This is a genomic window from Saccharibacter floricola DSM 15669, assembly GCF_000378165.1.
In the GTDB taxonomy this organism is placed as follows: Bacteria; Pseudomonadota; Alphaproteobacteria; order Acetobacterales; family Acetobacteraceae; genus Saccharibacter; species Saccharibacter floricola.
The window spans coordinates 79,092-91,507 of sequence record NZ_KB899336.1; the positions used below are offsets into that span (position 1 = coordinate 79,092).

The window sequence follows — 12,416 nt, forward strand, 5'->3', positions numbered from 1 at the left end:
CCGCCACCAGTGTTCGATGAACCATTATGATTGCCATCATCAGGCTTGGGGTTCGTACCGGAGCCACGCACATCAGCAACCGTCACCTGAGCATTAGTTGCCGTATACGTAAGTTCAGGCTTTAAATACGGATACGCCCCCTGAACATTAGATTGATACCCCCCAAAATGGGTCAGAAGACCGCCACTAGCCTGCACGAGATTATAAACGTTACCACTTTGCATGGGGCGGTTATCGAGCACATTAAACGATGCCTTTGCTCCGCTTAAATCGGCCTTCCCTGACACGAGGACGTTATCCGCATTTCCATCTTTCGCTTCTGCATAGAACGTCGATCCATTCGACATGGTGAGGTTCCCATTGACACGCAGAGTGCCAATCGCATGCGCCCCATCACTGTTCCCTGGTGCTAGTGTCCCAGAGACCGTCGTGTTGCCTCCCACAGTTCCATTACCAGAAAGTGTGGCTCCCTGAGCGACCGACATGGATGAGGTTTTCTCATCACCTAGAGTGTTATTGACCACCATCGTGCCCGCTTGCACAGAGGTATTCCCGCCAAAGCTGCGACCATCCCCTGTATAATACAGAGCACCACTTCCGGTCTTATCAAACTCTCCCTGCCCCTTTAGGGTGCTCTGTAATGTATTGGCAGATGTCTCTGCGGCGTCATTCTCCGTCGCTCCATCTTGAGCGATATTGAGCTTACCATTTTGTTGAACATCAATAGTACCAGACCCGAAGCTTCCCCCCGTACCAGACAACCCTGCAGTTGGAGCAACCGTTATAAGCTCGGCATTTCTTAAGTTACTATCAACGGCCATAATCCCCTCTTGGACCGTTGCATTCCCGGTGAAAGCACTGCCATCCCCGGCATAATGCAGAGTTCCACTGCCTGTTTTTTTAAAATCTCCCTGTCCTTTAAGTGTTGTCTTGAGCGTATCGGTTGACGTTGTATGGTCTGCCTCTGTACTCGCATTATTCTGTGCAAGTGACGCAAACAGCGATGTGTTGGCTATATTACTCCGTGTCATTAAACGCGATAATGACACACTGTGTAGAGCTGAAGAACTCTTCCTCAAACGTGACACTTCAAGTGTATTGGTCGCAACGTTATTACTTTTTACGGGATTTGTTGCTGCGCTTTCTGTCGGTGCTCCCTGAGCAACTGTCAGCGTCGCGTTCTTTTGAACATCTACAACGCCAGAGCCAAAGCTATTCGTTGTGCCAGCAAGACCAGCCCCCTGAGAGACGGTGATGAGCCCTGCATTCCGGAGGTTCCCATCAACGGCCATGCTCCCAGATTGAACATTCGCTGTTCCCGTAAAGCCGCTGCCATCAGCAGCGTAATGCAACGCTCCATCGCCGGTTTTATTAAAGAGACCCTCACCCTTTAAGACCGTTTGCGATGTATTCGCTGCACTCCCAGCATCAGAAGACGAGGGCGAGAGATCAAAGCTCGCGTTCTTTTGAACATCCACAACACCAGAGCCAAAGCTATTCGTTGTGCCAGAAAGACCAGCCCCCTGAGAAACAGTGATGAGCCCTGCATTCCGAAGGTTCCCATCAACAGCCATGCTCCCAGATTGAACGTTCGCTGTTCCCGTAAAGCCGCTGCCATCAGCAGCATAATGCAACGCTCCATCTCCGGTTTTGTTAAAGAGACCCTCGCCTGTTAAATGCGTTTTGAAACTATTTTTTTCATTAGCACTGTCTGATGTCCCATTATTTGAAGAAACAGACTGGTTAAGGTCAAGCCTTCCATCTTTCTTTAAATCTATTGTACCGGAACCAAAACTTCCCACCGTTCCAGCAAGCCCTGCGCCCTGCGCGACCGTTATTAATGGTGTATTTTTTAACGTGCTCTGCACCACCATCATACCAGCTTGAACGTTCGCATTTCCTGAGAAACCAGCGCTATCGCCATTATAATACGCGGTACCAGCGCCCGTTTTATTAAGATCGCCCTGCCCTGTTAGAACAGCTTTAAAGGTATTAGACGCGCTCGGACTATCTGATGCTGCGGCCGCAGGAGCAGCCTGGGAAAGCTCAAAAACCGCGCCTTTTTGCACATCTATTCGACCAGAACCAAAACTACCTCCAGCACCGGATAAAACAGCTCCCTGTAAAACAGAGATTAGCGGCGCACCATTTAGGTTACCACTAACGGCCATCGTTCCCGCTTGCACGGTAGTATTGCCCGCAAACCCACTGCCATCACCTGTATAATACAGTGTACCACTGCCGGTTTTATTAAAATCACCTTGTCCCTTAAGAACAGATTTCAAGGTATTTGCTTCTGTCTGTCCATCAGGCGATGACGAATGATTGTCTGGTTTTGTTTGATCAATGGTAAACTTAGCACCCTGTTGTACATCTACGGTTCCAGAGCCAAAGCTCCCTCCGCTTCCGTACAGCCCGGCCTTTGGAGCAATGGAGATGACTGACGCGCCACTTAGATTGCCATAAACCACCATAGCCCCAGCTTGCACAGTGGCATTACCAGAAAAACCGCTTCCGTCTCCCGTGTAATACAATGTGCCATTACCACGTTTATCAAACTCACCTTGACCGGTAAGATTGTTACTTAAACTATTTGTTGATTTGGGCGTGTCAGCAGGAGTTTGCACATCCTGACCCACAGACGTCTCTTGATCTACATCCAGCTTAGCATTTTTCTGGACGTTAATCGTTCCCGTTCCAAAACTACCAGCTGTTCCAGAAATCTGGCCTTGTTCAATATCTGTCCCACCAGAATATGTATTTTGGCCTTTGCCAGAAAGATAACCTTCATTCGCTGCATTTCCTGTGGCTAATGCCCCTACGGTCAACGTTCCTTCTGATGTCTTCTTTAATCCACCCGTTCCTGTTAATTGACCGGCAAGGACAATATTATGTTTATTTGTATCAATTGTTGAAAATATAGTGTCATTCGTCTTTTGAAAATTCAAATCCATTGAGGCGTATAAATCACCTCCAATAGCCTGAAGAGTGCCTCCATTTAAGGAAAAAGTCCCACGTTGGCCAAGTGACGTATTGTTGAAATTAACAATAGCATCATGAGAAGCATCCGCTCCTTGACCCAAAACTTGTAAAATACCGCCTTCGTTAAGATTCACATCACCATGTACGGCTCCAGCATTGGGAACACCATTTTGCTCCGGCGCCCCCAAAGTCACCTTAGACGTTGTGATAACCCCACCACGGTCAATATTAACTGTGCCGTTACCACGAGAGTTAACCCATAAAGCTAAGTTGCTACTTGATGCATTTAAAAGAGAATACCCATCTTGGGCTGTTTTATCCTCTTTCAAGCCAACAAGAAGCTGAGCGGCCTTATTGGCGCTATCTCCACCTCCAACCGTTAACGTGCCGTTCCCTGCAACAATGCCATTCCAAAAATTATTACCAAAACCCGCAAACCCTAATGTCACAAGCGGGGCAGAAAGCATCGCGCCATTTGTAATAGAAACCGTCCCTTGGACCTTTCCAAGTCCGCCTTCTAAGTCTTGTTTAGCCGCATCGGTTAAAGCTGCGGCACCACCTGCGGCGTATTCCCCACCACGCACAAACCAATCAGCAGAAGCCACACCAAGTAAGCTATTAACCGTTACCTTTGTTCCTGGTCCCGATACATTGATAATGCCATCGGTTGGCTGATGTCCGCTTGCTTTATCCGTTGTCGTGATGCCAGCTTGCAAATCACGGAATACCGTCATTTGAGTACCGTTTGTGATATTTAACGTAGCAGGCTGTGCTGACGTGGTCCCAATCCAAACCAAGTTTCCTTCAACACTTGGCGCATGATCAAGCGTAAGAGTGCCATTATCAATAATAAGACCGGAGCTTTGGTACTTAGCTTGGTTTGCCGTTATCGTACCAGAAAAGGTACTCTCAAAAGGCTTCCCATCAATGCCCCCCGCAGGCCGCAAATCAATCTGCGCAGAATCACCCAAGATAACAGTACCGCTGCCTCTCAAGCCCCCTAATGCGACACCACTGCTGGAAAGTGCCGTATTACGCCATCCATTACTGCCACTGACGTCAAGGACACCACCACTATCAACCTCTGCATATGATGTATTGGGTAATGTTCCATTCGTTGTTTGTATTAGATTTGTTTCATTCCCTTTATCATCATATGTGTTCGCATTCCCAACAATACGCAACGTACCTTGTTTAACAATTGTCGCACCACCTTGATAATTAACGCAATTATATGATGGTGAGCATAAGCGAGATTCATTACTTACAAGCTCTGTTATACCAGGCCCATCCTGGACAAGGTTAATATTTGAGCCACTATCATAAATCACACCACCATGATCAGCCTGTTTCAAAACTGTTCCGGCAGCCGGTGAATAGGTCACTGTCGAACCATCATTTGTGACATAAGGGGGATCTGATGGAAGAGCTTGTGCCTCGTTCAACGTTAGGAAAGCACCACCCACCCCAGCATATAAGCAGAGATACGATGTCGACATTAACAGTCGGTACATGCGTCGCTGAGAGGGCATCCTATACTCTCCTATTTTTACTATTAAACAACAGCTATCCAACAAGGATTAGACACAATATAGATCTTATAATTGATATCTATGCCAATATCGCTACTAAATCAATATTATTTATTCTCATAGAAAGAGGAAATATAAAAACAAGACTGAAATGTAATAAACTATTAAACTTTACACTCTTGTTCTTGCATGAGATTCTTATTATTAATCCCCTTATGATACAAAATATCTCTATAATCGTTGAAGAATAGAAATTTACTCCCTCTATCATGATCCGCGAGTCTAACCCCTCTGTGATAAGACGCATTCTCCATATTGATATGGATGCCTTTTACGCCTCCATCGAACAACGCGATGACCCCACTTTACGCCAGCGCCCCGTTGCGGTGGGGCGGTCTGAAGCACGTGGTGTCGTCGCCGCTGCCAGTTACGAAGCGCGCCGCTATGGGGTTCGCTCAGCTATGCCATCACGCACAGCGCAGCGCCTCTGTCCTGATTTGATTTTTATTCCACCACACCCAGAAAAATACCGCGCTGTTTCAGCACAAATACACGCTATTTTTTCTCGCTACACGCCTCTCATTCAACCACTAGCCCTTGATGAAGCTGCTCTTGACGTCACTGATTACCTCGGGAACTTTGGCTCAGCCACTGCCATTGCAGAAGCTATTCGACGCGATATTGCCCAACAAACTCAACTGACCGCTTCAGCTGGCGTCTCTTATAATCGCTTCCTCGCCAAACTCGCTTCTGACCAAAACAAACCCAACGGCCTTTTCGTCATCACCCCAAAGCAAGGGCCCGCTTTTGCCGCCTCCCTTCCTGTAGAAGCCTTCCATGGGATCGGCCCTGCAACAACGGCAAAGATGCATGCTTTAGGCGTTCGTACTGGAGCTGATCTTAAGCGTTGCTCTATGGAGCTCTTACGTGCCCATTTTGGGAGTGCAGCTTCCTTTTACTATTATATTGCCCGCGGTATTGATCACCGCCCCGTCGAACCCCATCGCCCACGCAAATCTATCGGCAATGAAACGACATTCAGTCAAGACAGTAATGACCTCCCAACACTTCTCACAATCCTTGAGAAACTCACCGTTAAAGTTTGGGAATCTTGCCTACAACGCAAACTAACAGGCTGTACAGTAACGGTTAAAATACGAACAAACGACTTCCAAACCAGCACGCGCGCTCGAACACTGCACGATCCCATTAATAATCAGCACATGCTTTTTGTCGCAGGAAAACATATTTTAGAAAGCTTCTTCCCACTTCCACGCCCCGTCCGACTGCTCGGCATTACCGTCTCAGGGTTAGTGCCACAAGACAAGGCGGATACACAGCTCCGCCTGTCTTTCCTTGATCCCTCTTAAGCGCTTTTAACAAGACGCCGCCAACGCCTGCCCAACACGCACAGTTCGTGCAATATTTTCCGCAGAACGACGCACATTCTCTCGTGCCTCTTTTAAAGCCTCCTCCAATGAACAGGGCCGCTGCACCGCAGGGAAAAAGGCATCAATCCCCTCATCATAAACTGCTTCAGCCCCTACTTTCACTCCCCCAGCTAAAGCGATCACCGGCTTTCCGTGTGCTTTTGCCAAGCGTGCAATCCCAACAGGCACCTTGCCGCTTGCTGTCTGACGATCAAGCGATCCCTCACCCGTAATCACAAGATCTACTGTTTTAAAAACGTCATCCAGCTTCATCTGTTTCGCAATAAGGTCGATCCCCGGTTGAAAATGTGCGTCTGTGAACGACATTAACCCCGCCCCAAAACCACCAGCAGCCCCAGCCCCTGATCGTTCTGCAATTTGTCGACCCGTATCACGTTCAATCAATTGTGCGTAATGACGTAGCCCTGCTTCAAGCCGCTCAATATCCGAAGCACTCGCACCTTTTTGCGGGCCAAAAACATGCGACGCCCCAGAAGGGCCTAGTAGAGGATTAGTCACATCGCAGGCACAATCAAGTTGTGTTTCTTTCAAGCGCTCATCTAGACCAGACATATCGATATGATCCAAATCCGCCAGAGCAGCCCCACCAACGGGAAGCATACGCCCATCACGCTGGTAAAATTTCACACCCAACGCTTGAGCAAAGCCAGCACCACCATCATTGGTCGCACTTCCGCCCAGACCAAGAACAATATGGCGATACCCATGATCCAGAGCAGCACGCACAAGCTCCCCCACACCATATGTCGTGGTGCACAATGGATTGCGTTTCTGAGGAGGTAATGTGCCTAATCCAGCTGTTTCTGCCATATCAATAACAGCCGTTTTATTATCTCCCGTCACACCAAAAGAGGCTGTTACAGGCTGTCCTAAGACGCCACTCACCTTTTGCTTGACCAAACGCCCCTGTGTCGCCTCAACAAGAGCCTGAATTGTTCCTTCACCACCATCCGCAATCGGAAATGATACATACTCAGCAGCAGGGAAAATCGTTCGGAAGCCACGCTCAACTTCACGAGAAACTTCCAACGAGGAGAGGCTTTCTTTAAATGAATCACAGATAAGAGCAATTTTCATGATCTAGTCATCCCACACAAAAATAACGTTGGTAATAAAACTCGAGTAACCATAGACACAAAAATTTGCAGATTTCAGGGTTATTATGAAAAATAAAATTACCCGTTTTTTACACATGCATGAAAAATATCGTCTCATAACTCTTCATGGCACGCGCTCCTTCCTAACTCCTAGGAACTAACTCAAAATATGAGAAATCTCCATTCTTCCATTCATCCTTTGTATGATAAATAAGATCATACTTTCTGTAAGGATAAGAGGCTTCTTTGCGCATAATAAACCGATAGAATGATAGTAACTCCGCTCCAAAAACATCGAAAAAATACCGCTTCGCCCCATAAGAAGCTGTATGTTTTTCCAATATTTTTTCTAAACCGAAAATCAACAGCGTAGATGACAGCAACCCGACTTTCTCTTTTGCGGCCTGCACTGTTTGCATATTTGGAAAGTCATATTGAGGGGGGCCAGCTATCCTCCCATGCTCTGTATCAACGCGCGTAAACTCAAGCCAGTAGCATCCCTCACCATCTTTAATATCAGAGCGTTTCTTTATTTGCTCCCATAAAGCCGGCATCATACAGAACTCAGCGCGTTGGAATACAGCACCAAAAAATATTCCACTATACCAGAAAGGCAAAGCTTGCTTTACATCACTCGAAAAAGGGTAAAAATCTCCCATAAGAAATAAGTCTTTTGGTACATCAATCCGCTTCATCAACGGCCCCTTCGTAGATTTTATTCAGCTAAGACTATTTGCCCATCTGCAGTTTCCTGCTCGGCGCAATCTCCCGCAACAATCTCGAGAACCAAAATATATTTTCTCATGAATGTAGAGGGTTTCCGCTTCGGCAAACGCAAAACAGCATGGCCGTTCGTCCAACGATAAGGCCCCGCCTCTCGTTTAAACCAACCGGGCAAATGATCTGACGTTAGATGGTCGGTCAGAGCAATTTCTCGTCCTCCTTCCCAGAGAGAAATCATGCCGATTAACCGCCCAAGGTAACGTCGGTCATCAACAAATGGCCCTTCCACCTCACTCGGCTGCGACACATTTGAGCACAACCACAATGCCGATCCCGCTTCATCAGGGATAGGAAAATATAAAAAGCGACCGCGCTTCCTCACCGGGCCTATGCGGCGACCATCTTCTAACTCAAGATAGACACCACTCTCTTTCCCATCATCCTTTTGGGCTTCACTTATAGTTTCTGAAATATGTTTCACAGAATGCTGCTGCAAAAGAACCGCTCGAGCTTCCAGCTTGTGATAAAGAGGTTCCACAAAGCTACGCTCAACGGCAAGCGGGAAAGCAGAATCCCGCCCCCATTCAAGCCTCCGACACGAACTCATGTCCACAGTCGGCCCTTGGAGAAGCTCATGATCCCCAGGAACAGGCTGCCAAGCTCCATCAACGCCTTGCTGAAAAAACGTGTCTGTATCCAGCCAACTCTCGGTCAGCGTATTATTTGCCCAGATGACATCGTGAGAGTCGAGTTCAATGTGATGATAGTCATACTCTTTGCAACGCTCATCATAGCGAATGCTCTCACCATTCACCAACATCCGTGCCGGAACAAAATGCCCATCAAAATAAAAGCAATGTTCTGCTGTTACACGCAAGTCCTGCGACGGCACACCTACAGAAAAGGCATTCTTAACAATCAGAATAGGCCACCCCGCGAAAGAAGACGAACGATCTGTTTCCACACAGACATGACGCCTCAATACACGCGTGACCGGCCGTGTTCCTGCAAGACTTCCTTCTGCATCTCCAACGCAGACACGATCCCCAACTTGGATAGACTCAATAAGTTTATCACCCCCTTCTGTACGTATTAATGTACCAGAGAGGAAGCACGAATACATATAGCTTGGGGCACCTCCAACTGCACCAGAATGAATAACATCTTCAATCGTATCGTGATTTCTAGACATCGCGTCCCAAAAACCCGGTGGTAGGTTGGTATATTGAAACCCTCCTGCACCATTAGGATTAATGACGTCGCCAGACAGCGTCGGCGTTATGCCATAACTTAGAAAAGCAGCAACAAAGGCTGGGTAATTACCACTCCCACTGTCCCCTGTCGTCATGTTCACTGTCTGGGAAAAGGTTGCTTTGTCATCATCTGAAACATCAGGACTATTCATCACGGCTGTATAAAGCTGAAATGGATCGAACGTCTTCTTATAATCGATTGGACTTGATGTAACGACGTAAACAGCTTTTTTTTGAGCAGTAGTCATATTAATGGTTGGCGTAGCCGTTGCACCAGATGAAGCGACACCTGGGTTCAACGCTTTCACAACCGTATAGTTATTCCCGTCTGGCGTATGATACTGCGATACAAGAGACACTTGAGTAGGCACCAAATTATTTGATGCTATATTATTTGCAGCGGCATTTGTAATAGTGTCATACCCGTGCTGCTGCATCAGTGTATTCAGCTGAGGACTAATCGTCTGCCACTGAAAGCCATTCGGACCGTACGTAAAAGTACTGTCACCAACGTTCAGGCCCTTCATACTACTCATTTTATACGTCGACGTCACACCATAAGTATGCCCATCAGACTGCATTGAGATGTCAAGATGAGTAGGTGTCAACGTTCCCAATTTACTTGCCCAGTGCCCACCAATCATTGCTGGCTCAATTAACGTCCGGCCACCTTCCTGAGCACCGTAATAAAAATACTCTCCTTGGTAATTAGGGTCTGTAACGGGGGATTCAATCACATTACTTGCCCAATGGAACCCTGAAAAAGGGTCATATCCATAACCGCCGCCGCCTGCCACTTGGTCATTAGACGTACCGCGCCCTGCAGTACTGGCACTAGGGCCACCCTGCCCTCCATAAGTCGCCGTATCACTCAACCACGGAGCATTTCTAACTGGTGACTGAGACGAACTGTGATTGTCTAAGTCAATACTAAAATGCTTAGGAGGAGATCCATCAGGGGGATAAGTGTTTCCAAAGATATTGTAATTAGTCACAATACACCCACTTTCTTCCGATAATATCGGAAGATAAAATACTAATACACGTCAAATATATGAAAATATAACCACTCTGTCAATTAGTGGTTCCCTGCGAGAATAATGAGCACCCGCAGCGATATTCAATTATGTGGGGAGTTGTGTCTAACCTGGTGGAGGGAGTTGGATTCGAACCAACGTAGGCGTACGCCAGCGGATTTACAGTCCGCCCCCTTTAGCCACTCGGGCATCCCTCCAAAAGGTTGAGTGCTTGATAGTAGGCATTATGCGCTCTGTCAATGCATCTTCTATCAGATTATAAAGAAATCATGGCTAAGAAATCATCGCGCACACGTCTCTCCGTTCCTCCCTCTCAGAACCTTTCCCGTAATCGTTCTGGACGAGGGCCCGACATCCCCAAAAAGGGCAAACCCTCTGCTGGCAATGGCTATTGGATTTATGGCATTCACGCTGTTGAGGCCGCTCTCAACAACCCTAACCGCACCATTTACGAACTCCTTGCCACAAGGGAAGCCGCATCCTCCCTTCCATATAACAGCAAGCACCAACCAACCTTTGTCGCACGCGAGCAGCTTGACGCCCTTTGCGGCCGCGATGCCGTTCATCAAGGCGTTTGCCTTCGTGTTGAACCCCTCACCCCACTCATTATTGCCGAAGCTCTTGAACGCCCCGGCCCTATTTTAGTGCTGGATCAAGTGACAGACCCACGCAATATCGGTGCTATTTTACGCTCCGCTGCCGCATTGGGGGCCGCCGCTGTTCTTGTCCAAGACCGCAACACACCACCCGAAACAGGAACGATGGCCAAAGCCGCGTCAGGTGGGCTCGACATCGTGCCTCTCATTCGTGAAACGAATCTCTCTCGCGCTTTAGCAGGACTGCAACGTGCAGGGTTATGGGTTGTTGGTTTGGATGCAGGCGGCCAACGTTTAAGCCGCGAGACACTTGGCAATCGCCGCGTTGCTCTTGTTCTGGGCGCAGAAGGGGCTGGTTTACGACGCCTTACGCGTGAAACGTGCGATGAAATCGCCTCTATTTATATGTCGGGCCCTATGGAGAGCCTTAATGTCTCCAACGCTTCCGCCGTCGCGCTGTATGAGCTTACACGTCCGATCACATCATCTTAAACAACAAAAGCGGCCCCTTCTTTCCGGGGCCGCTTCGCTTATAGGCATCTTTCCTAAGGCAAAAGATTACTGCGCCGTTGGATAGTCTGTATATCCTTTTCCACCATGCCAAGCGCCATACCAGGTGCTGATATCGCCTTCATTAAGTGGAAGATTCTTTTCCAAACGCTCCACAAGATCCGGATTAGCAATATAATCACGTCCGAAGCTAATAGCGTCAGCAGATCCTTCTGCAACCGCCGCTTTCGCGTCTTCTGGTGAGTAATCCTGATTCAGCACCAATGGTCGCTTAAAGACTTTACGAATCTCTGGAGAGAGTTTCGGCTGATCTGTCGGCGCTTCCATCTGGAATGTGCTCTGGGAGCTTGATTCACGTAGTTCCAACCAAGCAACACCAAGGTCTTGTAGCATCTGTGCGGCTGGCACAAAAACCGTCTCCGGCTTGCTATCCATCGCCCCCTGAATTTCACCATTAGGTGAGAGACGCACACCAACACGATCCGCCCCAATCGCTGCGATAGCGCTCTCTGTCACTTCCCGTAGGAAGCGCAGCCGCTTCTCCGGTGTTCCACCATACTCATCTTCACGGTGATTTGTGCCATCGCGGAGGAACTCATCAACAAGATAGCCATTAGCCCCGTGAATTTGCACACCATCAAAGCCGGCCTCAATGGCATTACGCGCCGCTTGGCCGAAATCTTTCACGATTTCATGAATCTCATCAACGCTCAGAGCACGCGCCTCTTCATACGACTTTTTACCATCATAGGTATGCGTATATCCTGGTGCCGTGGAGGGTGACGGCGCAACCGGCTGCTCACCTGTAACAGACGAATGGACAAGACGGCCCATATGCCAAATCTGGCAAACAATCTTGCCGCCCTTTGCGTGCACGGCCTCTGTAATAGGCTTCCATGCCTCGATCTGCTCTTTCGTCCAAATGCCTGGTGCGTAAATCCACCCCATTGCTTGACGTGAAATAGCCGTCGCCTCTGAGATAATTACCCCTGCATTGGCACGTTGGGCATAATATTCCGCCATGATCGACGTTGGTAAACCGTCCTTATCCGCACGTGCACGTGTCAGCGGCGCCATGAACACACGATTTTTAGCGTCAACTGCCCCTAATGAAATCGGATCAAATAATGTTGGCATCTCTCGTACCTCCTGAACCACTTATCCAGCAGCGTTCCTTTTGATAAAAAGAAATCGTGCAGGCGGGCTTATAGTTCGATATATATCGAACAATTAGA

Annotated in this window: 7 protein-coding genes and 1 tRNA gene; 2 read left to right on the forward strand and 6 right to left on the reverse strand. The window is 48.1% G+C overall.

All coding sequences use genetic code 11. The features are described from left to right. Positions 1 to 4,514: beta strand repeat-containing protein (locus F457_RS12215; protein WP_169584108.1), on the reverse strand; the 4,514-nt coding region annotated here is incomplete at its 3' end. Positions 4,515 to 4,783: 269 nt separating this feature from the next. On the opposite strand from F457_RS12215, the gene dinB reads away from it, so the two are divergent. Then, positions 4,784 to 5,884: a DNA polymerase IV gene (gene dinB, locus F457_RS0104930; protein WP_018980028.1), complete on the forward strand. Its 1,101-nt coding sequence runs from the start codon at positions 4,784 to 4,786 to the stop codon at positions 5,882 to 5,884. Between the two features lie 6 nt (positions 5,885 to 5,890). On the opposite strand, the gene F457_RS0104935 is transcribed toward dinB, so the two are convergent. From F457_RS0104935 to F457_RS0104950, 4 genes are all read right to left on the reverse strand, one after another. After that, positions 5,891 to 7,042, reverse strand: a complete 1,152-nt coding sequence (locus tag F457_RS0104935) for a glycerate kinase (protein WP_018980029.1) — start codon at positions 7,040 to 7,042, stop codon at positions 5,891 to 5,893. 163 nt (positions 7,043 to 7,205) lie between these two features. Beyond that, complete coding sequence (locus tag F457_RS0104940; protein WP_018980030.1) at positions 7,206 to 7,757, reverse strand: hypothetical protein; 552 nt, start codon at positions 7,755 to 7,757, stop codon at positions 7,206 to 7,208. A gap of 20 nt (positions 7,758 to 7,777) precedes the next feature. Continuing rightward, positions 7,778 to 9,913, reverse strand: coding sequence for a Hint domain-containing protein (locus F457_RS13245; protein ID WP_018980031.1), 2,136 nt, complete (start codon positions 9,911 to 9,913; stop codon positions 7,778 to 7,780). A gap of 273 nt (positions 9,914 to 10,186) precedes the next feature. Beyond that, positions 10,187 to 10,272, reverse strand: a tRNA-Tyr gene (locus tag F457_RS0104950). Between the two features lie 72 nt (positions 10,273 to 10,344). Between F457_RS0104950 and rlmB the strand changes: the two genes are divergently transcribed. After that, positions 10,345 to 11,163, forward strand: a complete 819-nt coding sequence (rlmB, locus tag F457_RS0104955) for a 23S rRNA (guanosine(2251)-2'-O)-methyltransferase RlmB (protein WP_018980032.1) — start codon at positions 10,345 to 10,347, stop codon at positions 11,161 to 11,163. A 66-nt stretch (positions 11,164 to 11,229) separates the two neighbouring features. On the opposite strand, the gene F457_RS0104960 is transcribed toward rlmB, so the two are convergent. After that, on the reverse strand, positions 11,230 to 12,318 hold the full coding sequence (locus F457_RS0104960) for an alkene reductase (protein ID WP_018980033.1): 1,089 nt from the start codon (positions 12,316 to 12,318) through the stop codon (positions 11,230 to 11,232). Between the last annotated feature and the right edge of the window lie 98 nt (positions 12,319 to 12,416).

Coding starts and splice junctions, on each gene's coding strand:
- F457_RS0104940 (WP_018980030.1), bottom strand. CDS start 7,757: ATGAAGCGGATTGATGTACCAAAAGACTTATTTCTTATGGGAGATTTT.
- rlmB (WP_018980032.1), top strand. CDS start 10,345: ATGGCTAAGAAATCATCGCGCACACGTCTCTCCGTTCCTCCCTCTCAG.
- dinB (WP_018980028.1), top strand. CDS start 4,784: ATGATCCGCGAGTCTAACCCCTCTGTGATAAGACGCATTCTCCATATT.
- F457_RS0104935 (WP_018980029.1), bottom strand. CDS start 7,042: ATGAAAATTGCTCTTATCTGTGATTCATTTAAAGAAAGCCTCTCCTCG.
- F457_RS0104960 (WP_018980033.1), bottom strand. CDS start 12,318: ATGCCAACATTATTTGATCCGATTTCATTAGGGGCAGTTGACGCTAAA.